At 71.2% G+C, this 14,859-nt stretch carries 10 protein-coding genes, 2 tRNA genes and 1 pseudogene; 2 read left to right on the forward strand and 11 right to left on the reverse strand.

Translation table 11 applies throughout. From position 1 onward, the window contains the following. Nucleotides 1-6: 6 nt before the first annotated feature. Nucleotides 7-80: transfer RNA gene (locus tag KRR39_RS20010), tRNA-Ala, on the reverse strand. Nucleotides 81-114: 34 nt separating this feature from the next. After that, the gene (locus KRR39_RS20015) at nucleotides 115-240 is read right to left on the reverse strand and encodes a DLW-39 family protein (protein ID WP_216939178.1); all 126 of its coding nucleotides are present in this window, start codon (nucleotides 238-240) and stop codon (nucleotides 115-117) included. A 199-nt stretch (nucleotides 241-439) separates the two neighbouring features. Here KRR39_RS20015 and KRR39_RS20020 point away from each other — a divergent pair, with 199 nt between their 5' ends. After that, nucleotides 440-2,038, forward strand: coding sequence for a GGDEF domain-containing protein (locus KRR39_RS20020; RefSeq protein ID WP_216939179.1), 1,599 nt, complete (start codon nucleotides 440-442; stop codon nucleotides 2,036-2,038). 52 nt (nucleotides 2,039-2,090) lie between these two features. Here KRR39_RS20020 and KRR39_RS20025 read toward each other — a convergent pair. From KRR39_RS20025 to dnaA, 9 genes and pseudogenes are all read right to left on the reverse strand, one after another. Then, a tRNA-Ile gene (locus KRR39_RS20025) sits at nucleotides 2,091-2,164 on the reverse strand. A 100-nt stretch (nucleotides 2,165-2,264) separates the two neighbouring features. Then, nucleotides 2,265-2,951: a DUF3566 domain-containing protein gene (locus KRR39_RS20030; RefSeq protein ID WP_254185290.1), complete on the reverse strand. Its 687-nt coding sequence runs from the start codon at nucleotides 2,949-2,951 to the stop codon at nucleotides 2,265-2,267. Next, nucleotides 2,951-5,620 (reverse strand): DNA gyrase subunit A, encoded by a 2,670-nt coding sequence (gyrA, locus tag KRR39_RS20035; RefSeq protein WP_216942862.1) that lies wholly within the window; start codon nucleotides 5,618-5,620, stop codon nucleotides 2,951-2,953. Before gyrA ends, KRR39_RS20030 begins: the two co-directional genes overlap by 1 nt. 138 nt (nucleotides 5,621-5,758) lie before the next feature. Next, the gene (gyrB, locus tag KRR39_RS20040; protein ID WP_216939180.1) at nucleotides 5,759-7,819 is read right to left on the reverse strand and encodes a DNA topoisomerase (ATP-hydrolyzing) subunit B; all 2,061 of its coding nucleotides are present in this window, start codon (nucleotides 7,817-7,819) and stop codon (nucleotides 5,759-5,761) included. Nucleotides 7,820-8,185: 366 nt separating this feature from the next. Next, nucleotides 8,186-8,800, reverse strand: coding sequence for a DciA family protein (locus tag KRR39_RS20045; protein WP_216939181.1), 615 nt, complete (start codon nucleotides 8,798-8,800; stop codon nucleotides 8,186-8,188). Next, nucleotides 8,790-9,947, reverse strand: a complete 1,158-nt coding sequence (gene recF / locus KRR39_RS20050; RefSeq protein WP_216939182.1) for a DNA replication/repair protein RecF — start codon at nucleotides 9,945-9,947, stop codon at nucleotides 8,790-8,792. Before recF ends, KRR39_RS20045 begins: the two co-directional genes overlap by 11 nt. A 13-nt stretch (nucleotides 9,948-9,960) precedes the next feature. Beyond that, nucleotides 9,961-10,860 carry a phosphogluconate dehydrogenase (NAD(+)-dependent, decarboxylating) gene (gene gnd, locus KRR39_RS20055; RefSeq protein ID WP_216939183.1) on the reverse strand — a complete coding sequence of 300 codons (900 nt, stop codon included), beginning with the start codon at nucleotides 10,858-10,860 and terminating at the stop codon, nucleotides 9,961-9,963. A gap of 79 nt (nucleotides 10,861-10,939) precedes the next feature. Beyond that, nucleotides 10,940-12,088: a DNA polymerase III subunit beta gene (gene dnaN / locus KRR39_RS20060; protein ID WP_216939184.1), complete on the reverse strand. Its 1,149-nt coding sequence runs from the start codon at nucleotides 12,086-12,088 to the stop codon at nucleotides 10,940-10,942. A 433-nt stretch (nucleotides 12,089-12,521) separates the two neighbouring features. After that, nucleotides 12,522-14,022 (reverse strand): annotated as a pseudogene (gene dnaA / locus KRR39_RS20065) (chromosomal replication initiator protein DnaA). Nucleotides 14,023-14,716: 694 nt separating this feature from the next. Here dnaA and rpmH point away from each other — a divergent pair. Next, nucleotides 14,717-14,854, forward strand: coding sequence for a 50S ribosomal protein L34 (rpmH, locus tag KRR39_RS20070; protein WP_216939185.1), 138 nt, complete (start codon nucleotides 14,717-14,719; stop codon nucleotides 14,852-14,854). Nucleotides 14,855-14,859: the final 5 nt, after the last annotated feature.

A 14,859-nucleotide genomic window follows, 5' to 3' on the forward strand; every position in this document is an offset into this window, starting at 1 on the left:
TGCGGGTGGAGCCAAGGGGACTCGAACCCCCTAACCCCCTGCTTGCAAAGCAGGTGCGCTACCAATTGCGCCATGGCCCCCGGTGCGTCACAGCATGACGCCGGTGCTGACCGCTCAGGAGCGGGTGACGTTGTCGGTCGCCTCGGCCCACAGTGCCTGCTCGCGCTGGCCGGCCTTGGCCTTCCTGCTCGCGAGGACGGCAGCGGCGGCTGCCAGGGCGACGAGGACGATCTTCTTCATCGGTGGTCCTTTCGGGGTGTGCGACGCACGACTCTACCAACCGGGAACGCGGGCCCGGACCCGGACCTGGAGGCGTTCGACGCCGCCGGGGCGCAGTGACGACCGTCGCTCCACGGCAAAGCCTGGCCGTGAGTCTGGCCAACCTGCCTGTGCCGGCCCGGTGCACGTGCCACCCTGGAACGGTTGGAGGGGTGAGCCTATGCGGGCCTGGGTTCTCGTGGCAGTCGCGACGCTGTTGGGCGTCGCCTTCGTCGGCGTGCTCCGGGTCCCCGGACTGGGCGAGACGCCCACCCTTCTGATCAGCAACGGCGGGCAGCTGCTGGCGGCCGTGCTGGCCTCGGCCGGCTGCGCGGCGGCGGCCCGCAGGACCCACGGGCAACGCCGCAGGGCCTGGGGCTGGCTGTCCGCCGGCACCGCGTCGTGGGCGGCCGGGCAGGCGGTCTGGAGCTACTACGAGGTGGTCCTCGACCGGCCGGTCCCGTTCCCGTCGCCGGCCGACGTCGGGTTCCTGGGCTTCCCGCTCCTCGCCGCCGTCGGCCTGGTGATCTGGCTGGGCAGCCAGACCGACGAGCTGGTCGCGCGCGGCCGGGACCTCCTCGACGGGCTGATCATCGCGGGGTCGCTGGTGGTGATCTCCTGGGTCACCGCGCTCGGCTCGGTGGTGGCCGAGGGCGGTGACGGCTGGTTGCCGCTCACCCTGTCGCTGGCCTACCCGGTCGGCGACCTGATCCTCGCGACCCTGGTGCTGCTGGCCCTGTCCCGCGGCTCACGCGCCGAGCGCACCAGCCTGGTGGTCCTCGCCCTGGGTCTCGGCGGTCTCGCGATCGCGGACAGCTCCTACGTCTACCTGGTCAGCCTGGAGAAGTACTCCTCCGCCGACACCATCAGCACCGGCTGGGTGATCGGCTTCCTGCTGGTCGCGGCGGCCGGGCTGACCGTGCGGCCCGCCCCCGACGACGCCAGCCGGCACATGGCCGAGCACGCCCGGCCCACGGTGGTGCCGGTCCCCTCGGTGCTGGGCATGGCGCTGCCCTACGTGCCGCTGCTCGGGGCGGTCGCCGCCCTGATCGCCAACCGGGTCACCGGGGCCCGCACGCCGACCATGAACCTGGTGCTCGGGTCGAGCCTGATCATCGTGGTGCTGATCCGGCAGTTCCTGGCGATGACCGACAACCGACGGCTGCTGGTCGCGCTCGGCGAGGCCCGCGACCAGCTCGAGTACCAGGCGCTGCACGACGCCCTGACCGGGCTGGCCAACCGGGTGCTCTTCGCGGACCGCCTCGACCGGGCCCTGCTGCAGCCGGGCGCCGCGGTCAGCGTGCTGTTCTGCGACCTCGACGACTTCAAGCTGGTCAACGACGAGCGCGGGCACGAGGCCGGCGACGTGTTGCTCCGGGAGGTCGCGCACCGGCTCCTGGACTGCGTCCGGGCGACCGACACGGTGGCCCGGCTCGGCGGCGACGAGTTCGCGATCCTGCTCGAGGACTCCTCCGACGCCGCCTACGTCGCCGACCGCGTGGTCGGCGCGATGCGGCGCCCGGTCTCCGTCGACGGCCGCGAGGTGCGTACGTCGATCAGCGTGGGCGTCGCGCACCACGAGGGGGGCGGCGAAGCCGTCGACGAGCGGCGCGAGCCCGGCCGCCGTGCCGTCGAGGTGGGGGCGACCGTCCCGGCCGCGCGCCGCGAGTCCACCGCCCAGCTGCTGCTGCGCACCGCCGACGCCGCGATGTACGCCGCCAAGGGGGCCGGCAAGGCCCGCGCGGTGCTGGCCGCGGAGCCCACCGGGGCGCGGTCGTAGGTCCGGGAGACAGCAAGCCCCGCCGGCACGAGGTGCGGGCGGGGCGGTGCTGTGGGCCTAAGAGGACTTGAACCTCTGACCTCTTCCTTATCAGGGAAGCGCTCTAACCGTCTGAGCTATAGGCCCGGGTCGGCTCCGCGATGCTGAGCCGACGGGGAAGATTACCCCATCGGATCGGCGGCGCCCAAACCAGGAGAAGCGGTCGACCGAACTGCGGAACCGCAGGTCAGCGCTCGTCCTCCGCCAGGGTGACCTCGACGCCGCCCAGCAGCGCCGCGGCGAGGTTGTAGAGGAACGCACCGAGCGTCGAGATCGCGGTGATCAGCACCACGTCGACGACCGCCACGATCATCGTGAAGCCGAGGACCCGGCTGGTGCCGACGTAGTTCTGCACGTCGAAGTTCTGCGCCGAGTCACCGCCCAGCACGTCGCTGACCGTCTGGTTGATGGAGTCCCAGACGCCGGCGGCACCGAGCACCGACCACACCACCGCGACCGCGACGACGGTCACGATGCCGAAGGCGATCGAGAGCAGGAACGACGTCTTCATCACCGACCACGGGTCCAGGTGGACCAGCCGCAGCCGGGCCTTGCGGGTCCCGCGCGGGCGCGCCGTCGGGGAGCCGGGGCGCGCGGAGGACGGGGAGGACGCGGTCCGGCCGCCGTCGGACCCGCCGGGCATCGGCGAGCCGGACCGCGGCCGGGCCGGGCCGCTGCCGGTCGAGGTCGACCGGGACGACGTGCCCGACGAGGCGGCCGACTGCACCGCGCTGCCGGCGGCGGCCACGGCGGAGGAGACCCGCTCCGTCAGCGGGCGCTTGCCGGTGTTCCCGGTGGACTCCGTGGAGTGCGACGGTCCCGCCAGGGAGCGTCGCGGCGCCAGCGGCGTCTCGTCGGCACGTCGGTCAGCCATCAGGACTCCTCGTCATCCGTGCTGTCGGGCTCGTCAACGGCGTCGTCGACCGGTGCGGCCTCGGGCGCGTCAGGCTCGATTGTCGCATCCGGCACCTGAGCGGCCGCATCGTCGCCGGAGGTGGTCTCGACGGCGACCTCGCCGGCGTGCTCCTCGGCAGCCTCGACGGCCTCGTCGATCTCGGTCGCCCGCTCCACGCTGCGGGCCACCACGGCGACGCCGTCGCCCTTGGTGACGCCGACGAACCGGACGCCCTTGGTGTCCCGGCCGGTGGGCCGCAGGTTGTCGTCGATCGCGCTGCGGGTGACCTGGCCGGACTGCTTGATGGCCAGGACCTCGTCGCCCTCGACGACGATGAACGCGCCGACCAGGCTGCCCCGGTCGTCGTCCTGCTTCATCGCCTTGATGCCGATGCCGCCGCGCGACTGCAGCCGGTAGTCGGAGATCCGCGAGCGCTTGGCGAAGCCGCCCTCGGTGATCGTGAAGACGTACTGCTCGACGACGTCGGGCAGGTCGCCGGCCGCGGTGGACGCCCCGGCGTCGGCCGCCCGGGCCGCTGCGGCCTCCTCGGCCTCGATCTGCTCGGACCGGATCACCGACATCGACAGCAGCTGGTCGCCGTCGCGGAACTTCATGCCGGTGACGCCCGAGGTGGCCCGGCCCATCGGCCGCATGTCCGTGGACGCGAAGCGGATGGCCTGGCCCTTGCGGGAGACCAGCAGCACGTGGTCGTCCTCGCCGACGAGCTCGGCACCGATCAGGGCGTCGTCGTCCTCGCGGAAGTTGATCGCGATGACGCCGGCCTGGCGCGGGCTGTTGTAGTCCCCGAGCCGGGTCTTCTTCACCAGGCCGTTGCGGGTGGCCAGCACGAGGTAGGGCTGCTGCTCGTAGTCACGGATCGCCAGCACCTGGGCGATGTCCTCGTCGGGCTGGAAGGACAGCAGGCCGGCGACGTGACCGCCCTTGGCGTCGCGGGACGCCTCGGGCAGGTTGTAGGCCTTGGTGCGGTAGACCCGCCCGGCGGTGGTGAAGAACAGCAGCCAGTGGTGGTTGCTGGTGGCCATGAAGTGCTCGACCACGTCGTCGCCGCGCAGCGTCGCGCCGCGCACGCCCTTGCCGCCGCGCTTCTGCGTGCGGTAGAGGTCGGCACGGGTCCGCTTGGCGTAGCCGCCGCGGGTGATCGTGACGACGAGCTCCTCGTCGGGGATCAGGTCCTCCATCGACAGGTCGCCGTCGGAGGGGATGATCTGGCTGCGCCGCTCGTTGCCGAACTTCTCGACGATGGCGGCGAGCTCCTCGGAGATGATCTGCCGCTGCCGGGTCTCGCTGCGCAGGATGTCCTCGAGGTCGGCGATGATCAGCTCGAGCTCGGCGAGCCGGTCCAGGATCCGCTGCCGCTCCAGGGCGGCGAGCCGGCGCAGCTGCATGTCCAGGATCGCCCGGGCCTGCAGGTCGTCGATCTCGAGCAGCGCCATCAGGCCCTCGCGGGCCTCGTCGGCGTCCGGGCTGCGCCGGATCAGCGCGATGACCTCGTCGAGCATGTCGAGGGCCTTCACCAGGCCGCGGAAGATGTGCGCGTCCTGCTCGGCCTTGCGCAGGCGGAAGCGGGTACGTCGCTGGATGACCTCGACCTGGTGGGTCACCCAGTGCGAGACGAACTGGTCGAGGGTCAGCGTGCGCGGCACGCCGTCGACCAGGGCCAGCATGTTCGCGGAGAAGTTGGTCTGCAGCTCGGTGTGCTTGAACAGGTTGTTCAGCACCACCCGGGCGACGGCGTCGCGCTTGAGCACCACGACCAGGCGCTGGCCGGTGCGGCCGGAGGTGTCGTCCCGCACGTCGGCGATGCCCTGGATCTTGCCGGCGTCGGCGAGCTCGGCGATCTTCAGCGCGAGGTTGTCGGGGTTGACCTGGTAGGGCAGCTCGGTGATCGAGATGATCGTGCGGCCCTTGGCGTCCTCGTCGATGTCGACGACCGCGCGCATGGTGACCGAGCCGCGACCGGTGCGGTACATCTGCTCGATGCCCTGCTGGCCGACGATCAACGCGCCCATCGGGAAGTCCGGGCCCTTGATCCGGGCGAGCAGCGCGTCGAGGAGCTCCTCGCGGGAGGCCTGCGGGTTCTCCAGCAGCCACTGGACGCCCTCGGCGACCTCGCGGAGGTTGTGCGGCGGGATGTTGGTGGCCATCCCGACCGCGATGCCGGCCGAGCCGTTCACCAGCAGGTTCGGGAACCGCGCCGGCAGGATCACCGGCTCCTGCGAGCGGCCGTCGTAGTTGGCCTGGAAGTCGACGGTGTCCTCGTCGATGTCGCGGACCATCTCCAGGGCCAGCGGCGCCATCCGGCACTCGGTGTACCGCATCGCGGCCGCGGGGTCGTTGCCCGGCGAGCCGAAGTTGCCCTGCCCGTCGACCAGCGGCGCGCGCATCACCCAGGGCTGCGCCAGCCGCACCAGGGTGTCGTAGATCGCGGTGTCGCCGTGCGGGTGGTACTGACCCATCACGTCGCCGATGACGCGCGAGCACTTGGAGAAGCCGCGGTCGGGACGGTAGCCGCCGTCGTACATGGCGTAGAGCACGCGGCGGTGCACCGGCTTGAGGCCGTCACGCACGTCGGGCAGCGCACGACCCACGATCACGGTCATCGCGTAGTCGATGTAGGACCGCTGCATCTCCACCTGGAGCTCGACGGGCTCGATGCGCCCGTTGTTGCCCGGCTGGCCGAACTCGATGGTGTTGTCAGTCACGGTGTGTCTCTCTCAGTCGTACGACGAAAGGGTCTCGACAGGCTCGACCGCCCAGGAGGCGGCTCAGATGTCGAGGAAGCGGACGTCCTTGGCGTTGCGCTGGATGAACGAGCGCCGCTGCTCGACGTCCTCGCCCATCAGCACCGAGAACATCTCGTCGGCCTGCGCCGCGTCCTCGAGGGTGACCTGGAGCAGGAGCCGGTTGTCCGGGTCCATCGTGGTCTCCCACAGCTCGTTGGCGTTCATCTCGCCCAGGCCCTTGTAGCGCTGGATGGCGTTCTCCTTGGGCAGCTTCTTGCCCGACTCCTGGCCGACCCGCACCATCGCGTCGCGCTCGGCGTCGGAGTAGACGAACTCGTGCTCGGCCGGCTTGTTCCAGCGCAGCCGGTAGAGCGGCGGCTGCGCGAGGTAGACGTAGCCGTGCTCGATGAGCGGCTTCATGAACCGGAACAGCAGGGTCAGCAGCAGGGTCCGGATGTGGTGGCCGTCCACGTCGGCGTCGGCCATCATCACGATCTTGTGGTAGCGGACCTTGTCGATGTCGAACTCTTCGTGGATGCCGGTGCCGAGCGCGGAGATGATCGCCTGCACCTCGGTGTTGGCCAGCACCTTGTCCAGGCGGGCCTTCTCGACGTTCAGGATCTTGCCGCGGATCGGCAGGATCGCCTGGATGCGCGGGTCCCGGCCACCCTTGGCGGAGCCACCGGCCGAGTCGCCCTCGACCACGAAGATCTCGCACTCCTCGGGGTTGGTCGACTGGCAGTCGGCGAGCTTGCCGGGCAGGCCGCCGCCGCCGAGCAGGCCCTTGCGGCTGCGCGCCAGGTCGCGGGCCTTGCGGGCCGCGATCCGGGCGGACGCCGCGGCCTGCGCCTTGCGGACGATGTCGCGGCCCTCGGCCGGGTTCTTCTCCAGCCAGGCGCCGAGCTGCTCGTTGACCACGCGCTGGACGAAGCCCTTGGCCTCGGTGTTGCCGAGCTTGGTCTTCGTCTGGCCCTCGAACTGCGGCTCGCCGAGCTTGATCGAGATGATCGCGGTGAGGCCCTCGCGGACGTCGTCGCCGGAGACCCGGTCCTCCTTCTTCTTGATCAGGTTCCACTCCTCGCCCCAGTTGTTCACCAGGGACGTGAGCGCGGAGCGGAAGCCCTCCTCGTGGGTGCCGCCCTCGTGGGTGTTGATGGTGTTCGCGAAGGTGTGCACCGACTCGGAGAACGTGGTGTTCCACTGCATCGCGACCTCGAGGCTCATCCCGCTCTCGGGCAGCTCGGCGTCGAACGCGATCACGCTGGCGTTGGCCTTGTCCTTGCGGCGGTTCAGGTGCTCGACGTAGTCCACCAGGCCGCGGTCGAAGCAGAACCGGTGCTCGATGACGCCCTCGACGGCGCTCGACCGGTCCACCACCGGTGCGTCCGGGTCGTGCGTGGCCGCGCCCTCGGCGTCCTCGGCGATCGCGTCGGCGACGCCCGCCATGTGCGCCCGCTCGTCGCGGATGATGATCTCGAGGCCCTTGTTGAGGAAGGCCATCTCCCGGAGCCGGTTGGTGATCGTCTCGAGGGAGTACGTCGTGGTCTCGAAGATGTCCTCGCTGGCCCAGTAGGTGACCGTCGTACCGGTCTGCTCGTCGGGGCCGAGCGGCTCGAGCTGCTCGAGGGGGCCGTCGGGCACGCCGAGGCTGAAGGTCTGCCGCCAGTGGTAGCCACGGTTGCGCACGTCGACCTGCAGGGTGCTGCTGAGCGCGTTGACGACCGAGACGCCCACGCCGTGCAGACCGCCGGAGACCTTGTAGCCGCCGCCGCCGAACTTGCCGCCGGCGTGCAGCATCGTCAGCGCCATCGTCACGGCCGGCATGTCCTGGCCGGGCGCGGTGTCGGTGGGGATGCCGCGGCCGTTGTCCTCGACCCGGACGCCGCCGTCCTCCTGCAGCGTCACCTTGATGCTGGTGGCGTAGCCGGCCAGCGACTCGTCGACGGAGTTGTCGACGATCTCCCAGACCAGGTGGTGCAGGCCGCGCTCGCCGGTGGAGCCGATGTACATGCCCGGGCGCTTGCGGACCGCCTCGAGACCCTCGAGGACCTGGATCGCGGAGGCGTCGTACTTGCCCTCCTCGACCGCGTGGCTCTCGCCCATCGGCGCGAGCGCGAGGGCCGCCTCGGCGATCGCCTCGGCGGGGATGTCGGTCTGCGGGGGAGCGGTGTCTGGGTCGCTGGTCGGGGGGTGTTGGCGGGCATCTCTTCAGCCACGAGCCATCCTCTTCACGTCTGCAGACATAGCGAAGGTCGACCCCGGAATCGGGGAAACGACCGGCTCCAGCATACCCCGTCAGGCCCTATTTCGGCGGGTGTGCTCCCCAGCAGGGGGGCCGTCTCTTCACCGGAGAGGCCGTTTCCCGGCCCCACAGGGCCCACTGGACGGCTGCACAGGGGCGCGTTCTAGTCCCTATACCGGCCCCGGGGGCGCACAACGCCTCCGAGGGCCGCTGCGGGTGCGGCCCGCTCACCCGTAGGTGTCGCGGGGACCCCGGCCGTCGCGCACCGAGCGCAGACCGCGCTTCCAGCTGGGGCCGTGCGGGCCGAGCACCTCGATCAGCGTCACGGTGCCGTCCCCGAGCTCCTCGTTGAGGCGGCGCACGACGGTCGGGGCGAGCAGCTTCATCTGGGTGGCCCAGGCGGTGGAGTCGGTGCGCACCACGAGCTTCCCGCCGCCGGCGTCGGTCCGGTCGAACGACTCGGGCGTGCAGTGCTGGGCCACCTCGCGGCCGACCATCACCTCCCAGCGGGAGAACACCCCGTGCACCCGCACGTCGGTGCCCCACCCCTGGTCCCGCACCAGCCGGCCCATCGTGGCGTCCAGCAGCTGCGGGTCGCGCTCGTCGGGGTGCGCCCCCGAGGCCTGGGTGTCGACGCGGCGCCGGGTGGGCCGGAACTTCGAGGCGGCGCCGGACGCCGTACGACGCTTGGCGCCGGGTCGCGCCAGGGACCGGGCGATGCTGCGCGCGAGGTCGAGGCCGGAGTCGTCGTGCTCGGGCGGCTCGGCCCCGGCCGGCGCCCCGGCGCGGGCGGGGTCGTCGGGCCGCTCCGGGGTGGCGGGGTCCCGCGGCTCAGGAGACACCGGGCAGCACCTTGCCGTCCACCACGTCGATGCGGGTGCCCGCCAGCGCCGCCGGCACGTCCTGCGGGACCGCGGCAGTGACCAGCACCTGCTCGGCACCGGCCACCAGCTCGGCGAGCTTCTCGCGCCGCTCGGTGTCGAGCTCGGCGAAGACGTCGTCGAGGATCAGGATCGGGTCGTCGCCCACCGAGCGCAGCAGGTCGTAGGACGCCAGCCGCAGCGCGAGGGCCATCGACCAGGACTCGCCGTGCGAGGCGTAGCCCTTCACCGGGAGCGGCCCGATCATCAGCGTCAGCTCGTCGCGGTGCGGCCCGACCAGGCTGATCCCGCGGTCCACCTCGTCCGCCCGGCGGCGCTCGACCTCGGCCAGCAGCGCGTCGGCGAGCACCGCGCGGTCGTAGGTGTAGCCGCCGGTCTCGGCGAGGGGCAGCTCGAAGGACGGCTTGTAGGTCATCGTCGCGTCGGTGCGGGTCGCACCCTCCGCGACCGCCTCGTAGCTGCTCGCGACGTACGGTCGCAGGTCGTCGACCAGCGCGAGCCGGGCGGAGAGCAGCTCGGCGCCGGTCTGCGCGAGGTGCGAGTCCCAGACGCCGAGGGTGGCCAGCGCCGAGTCGGCGCTGCGGCCCTGGCGACGGGCGATGCCGGCGGTCTTGAGCAGCGAGTTGCGCTGCTTGAGCACCCGGTCGTAGTCGGAGCGGACCCCGGCGAACCGCGGGGCCCGCTGGACGAGCAGGTCGTCCAGGAAGCGCCGGCGCTCCGACGGATCGCCCTTCACCAGCGCCAGGTCCTCGGGGGAGAACAGCACCGTGCGCACCAGCCCGAGCAGCTCGCGGGCCCGGGGCACCGGCGACCGGTTGATCCGGGCCTTGTTGGTGCGGCCGGGGTTGATCTGCACCTCGAGCACCGCCTCGCGACCGTCGCGCACCACCGCCGCGCGGACGACGGCGTGGTCGGCACCGAACCGGACCAGCGGGGCGTCGCCGGCCACCCGGTGCGAGGAGAGCCGGGCGATGTAGTCGATCGCCTCGACGAGGTTGGTCTTGCCCTGGCCGTTGCGGCCGACGAACGCGGTCACCCCGGGGCCGAGCGGTACCTCGGCCTCGGGGTAGGACCGGAAGTCGTGCAGGGTGAGGTGCGAGACGTGCACAGCCGCCGGCCGGTCAGCCCTGGTCGCCGCCGGGGGGCGCGCTGGTGCGCGTGGCGTGCCCGCCGAACTGGTTGCGCATGGCGGCGACGGCCTTCATCGCGGGGCTGTCGTCCTGGCGGGAGACGAACCGCGCGTAGAGGGCGGCGGTGATCGCCGGCGTGGCGACGGCGTTGTCGATGCCGGCCTCGACGGTCCAGCGGCCCTCGCCCGAGTCCTCGGCGTAGCCGGCGATCTGCGAGAGCGCGTCGTCGTCGTCGAGCGCGGCGACGAGCAGGTCGAGCAGCCAGGACCGGATGACCGTGCCCTCGCGCCAGGAGCGGAACACCTCGGTGACGTTCTCGACCTCGTCGACCGCGCGGAGCAGCTCCCAGCCCTCGGCGTAGGACTGCATGATGGCGTACTCGATGCCGTTGTGGACCATCTTGGAGAAGTGCCCGGCGCCGACCTTGCCGGCGTGCACCCAGCCGAACTCGCCCTCGGGCTTGAGGGCGTCGAAGACCGGCTGGACGACCTTGATGTTCTTCGGGTCGCCGCCGGCCATCAGCGCGTAGCCGTTCTCCAGGCCCCAGACGCCGCCGGAGACGCCGCAGTCGACGAAGCCGATGCCCTTGTCCGAGAGCAGCTCGGCGTTCAGCTTGTCGTCGGTCCAGCGCGAGTTGCCGCCGTCGACGATCACGTCGCCGTCGCCGAGCAGCTCCTTGAGGGCCTTGACCGTCTCCCGGGTGGGGTCACCCGCGGGCACCATCACCCAGACCACCTTGGGGGAGGGCAGGGCGGCGACGAGCGCCTCGAGGCTCTCGACGTCGCTCACGTCCGGGTTACGGTCGTAGCCGACCACGGTGTGCCCTGCGCGGCGGATGCGCTCGCGCATGTTCCCGCCCATCTTGCCGAGGCCGATCAGACCGAGCTCCATGCCGCTCCTTCGAGGTGTGTGGTTCCCCGCCGGGCGGGGTGGGTGCGTCCGGGCTCAGGCTACTCGCGCCGGAGTGCGCTCAGGAGAGCAGCCGGCGCGGCATGAGCAGGTAGCGGAAGGCGCCGTCGACGTCGCCGTCCAGGCTGCTGGCACCCGACATCACGGCCGGCTTGGACGCCTGGGTGAACGCGAGCTCGACGACCGGGTCCTCGAGCGCGGTCAGGCCGTCGAGGAGGAACTGCGGGTTGAACCCGGTGGTGATGTCCTCGCCGGTGACGACGGCCTCGATCTGCTCGGTCGCGAGCGCCTCGTCGCCGCTGCCGGCGTCCAGCGTCAGCACGCCCGCGGAGAACGCGAGCTGCACGGCGGTGTTGCGCTCCGCGACCAGCGAGACCCGCTTGACGGACTCCACCAGGGTGGCCCGGTCGACCCGGGCGACGGTGGCGTGCTGGGCGGGGAACAGCGTGCGGACCTTGGGGAACTCGCCGTCCAGGAGCCGGGTGGTGGTCCGTCGTACGCCGCCGCCGGCCGCGCCCTCGAAGCCGATGATGCCCTCGCCCGCGCCGGACGAGGCCAGCGCGATGGTCACCTCGGTCCCGGACGTCAGCGACTTGGCGGTGTCGGCGAGGACCTTGGCAGGGACCAGCGCGGCCGCCGACACGTCGGTGGCGCCGGGGTTCCACTCGAGCTCGCGCAGGGAGAGCCGGAAGCGGTCGGTGGCCAGCAGCGAGATCGCCGAGCCCTCGATCTCGATCCGGACGCCGGTCAGCACCGGCAGCATGTCGTCGCGGCCGGCCGCGGTGACGGCCTGGGCGACGGCGTTGGCGAACAGGTCGCTGCGCACCGTGCCGGTGGCCTGCGGCATGTCCGGGAGGGTGGGGTACTCCTCGACCGGCATCGTCTGGAGGCTGAACCGGGCCGAGCCGCACACCAGCGAGACCTTGGAGCCCTCGACGGTCATCTCGACGGGCTTGTTGGGCAGGCTGCGGCAGATGTCGGCGAGCAGGCGGCCGGAGACCAGCGCCTTGCCCTCGTCCTGGACGGAGGCCGGCAGCGTCGCGCGGGCGGACGTCTCGTAGTCGAACGTGGACAGCTGCAGACCGTCGCCGCCCTCGACCGTCTCGATCAGCAGGCCGGCCAGGACCGGGACGCTGGGTCGCACCGGCAGGCTGCGTGCCGCCCAGGCAACGGCATCGGCGAGCACGTCGCGTTCGACGGTGAACTTCACTGGTCTCCTCCATGGCTGCGAGCGGCGTGTGCAGCAGCGGTCTTCCGGGGTGTGCATCCTGCCACGCGCCGTGCGGCTCCGGCAGAGGGAGTCACCAAGTTGTGGTTCGCCGCGGCCGAGCCGGTGCGGGCCGCGAGGCAGGTTGTCCCCAGGTCGGGGCGGGGAGAGATGTTTCCGGAGATTCGGATCATGTACAGGTCAGTAGTGTTAACAGGTGCGGTGGACAGTGTGGATAACTCGTGTCGTCGCAGGTCAGACCCGGTTTGGCCGTCCCGCCGCCCTGTGGACGACGACCCGGTCAAGCTGAGCGGCCTGTGCACGGCCGGCTGGGTCGGTCGGCCGTCGACAGGGTTGTCCACAGTCGGTGCACCGAGGAACGACACGAAACCACAGCCTCGTCCCCAGGCCGGGCGGCCCGGGAACGGGTTGTGGTTCACGACTGCCGGGCCTGCTGCTTGATCCGGTTGGTCAGCTCGGTGACCTGGTTGTAGACGCTGCGGCGCTCGGCGAGCAGCTGCCGGATCTTCTTGTCCGCGTGCATCACGGTGGTGTGGTCGCGGCCGCCGAACTGCTGGCCGATCTTGGGCAGCGAGAGCTCGGTGAGCTCGCGGCACAGGTACATCGAGATCTGCCGGCCGGTGACCAGCACCCGGCTGCGGCTCGGGCCGCACAGGTCGTCGATCGACAGCCCGAAGTAGGCGGCCGTCTGGGCGATGATCAGCGCCGCGGTGATCTCCGGCTCGCCGCCCTCGGGGATCAGGTCCTTGAGCACGATCTCGGCCAGCGTGAGGTCGACCGGCTGCCGGTTGAGGCTGGCGAAGGCGGTGACCCGGATCAGGGCGCCCTCGAGCTCGCGGATGTTGGTCTGGATCTTGCTGGCGATGAACTCCAGCACGTCCGGCGGCGCGGTCATCCGCTCGGTGGCGGCCTTCTTGCGCAGGATCGCGATCCGGGTCTCCAGGTCGGGGGGGCTGCACGTCGGTGATCAGGCCCCACTCGAACCGGTTGCGGAGCCGGTCCTCGAGCGCCTCGAGCCGCTTGGGAGCCCGGTCGGAGGTGATCACGATCTGCTTGTTCGCGTTGTGCAGGGTGTTGAACGTGTGGAAGAACTCCTCCTGGGTCTGGATCTTGCCTTCCAGGAACTGGATGTCGTCGATCAGCAGCACGTCCACGTCGCGGTAGCGCCGCTTGAACCGGTCCTGCCGGTCGTCGCGGATCGCGTTGATGAACTCGTTGGTGAACTCCTCGGAGCTGACGTAGCGGACCCGCGCCCCGCTGAACAGGCTGCGGACGTAGTGCCCGATGGCGTGCAGCAGGTGGGTCTTGCCCAGGCCGGAGTCGCCGTAGATCAGCAGCGGGTTGTAGGCCTTGCCGGGAGCCTCCGCGACGGCCACCGCGGCGGCGTGCGCGAAGCGGTTCGACGAGCCGATGACGAAGGTCTCGAAGATGTACTTCGGGTTGAGCCGGGTCTCCATCACGCTGCCCGCGCCGGACTGGGGCCGCGAGGAGGCGGGCTGGGCCGGCGTCGGCACGTCCAGCGGATTTGTCGACAAATGGCTAAATGGATTCAGGGTGGAGTCGTCGTCGTCCTCGGCGCCGTCGGGTCCCGGGGTCGGCGCGTCGACGGCGCCGCCGTACTCCCCGAGGCCGCGGAACTCCGAGCCGCCGTAGCCGGTGGCGGGACGGTCCGTGCGGTCCAGCCCACCGAGCTCGGGGTCGACGGTGACCGCGATCCGGACCTGGCGGTCGAACGAGGCGCCGAGGGCGTCCTCGAGGCGGGTGCGCAGCCGGCCCTCGATCTGGTTGCGGGTGAAGTCGTCGGCGACCGCGATGATCGCGGTGCTCTCGTGCAGCGTCACCGGATGGCTGCCGGCCAGCCAGGCGCGCTGGTTGGGCGGCAGGTCCTCGACCAGGGCGCTCCAGACCCGGTCCAGCTGCGCCGGTCCGCTCCGGTCGGGGTGCTGATCACGGGCGGCGTCGCCGCCGAAGCCGTCGGGAAAGGTGTCGTTCGGGGTGTCACTCACGGGCACTCAGGGGGGATGTCCCCCACTCCAATTCAACGTCGTGCGTGGGTCGGCCTGGCACACGTCCTGGGGCGGTGGACCACCGGGGTGCGCGGGGTCCTCGTGCCGGTGGTGACCGCCGACACCTCGTCCGGCTGGTCGATCCACACGTTTGTCCACAGGTTGTGCATGCTGCCCGGATGGGTGGTCAAGCGGTCCGAGAACGGGCGACGACCCCGCTGCTGTCCCGGAAAAGCCCAGGTCAGAAGCGTTTCTCAACGGAAAGGGACACAAGCCGAGACTGAGGAGAACAGGGAGAACGTCGACCGCGGGGAAACTCGGGACGTGCGAACGCTAACAAGCGGGTCACCTGTGGATCAAGCGGTTGTCCACAGGCTGCCAGTTTGACCGGCCTGAACGCCACCGCGTACCGTTGGGCGGTCGAACCGGTGTCGACCGGTGCCGCATGTCCACGGCCTCTTCCGTCGGCTCCGCGACAGCCCTGGTTCCGGCCGGATCGCTGCTGCGGGGCACCAGGATGGCCCCCGCGGACGGGCGGTGCCAGCCGACACCCCGGGTTCGGACCATCTGACCTCGTCACACGCACAGTTTCGGAGATCTCCTCGTGAGCAAGCGTACGTACCAGCCGAACAACCGTCGTCGTCACAAGGTGCACGGCTTCCGCCTGCGGATGCGCACCCGTGCGGGTCGCTCGATCCTGGCCTCGCGCCGCCGCAAGGGTCGCAACAAGCTCGCCGTCTGACGGCG

The organism is Nocardioides panacis (assembly GCF_019039255.1).
Taxonomy (GTDB): Bacteria; Actinomycetota; Actinomycetes; order Propionibacteriales; family Nocardioidaceae; genus Nocardioides_B; species Nocardioides_B panacis.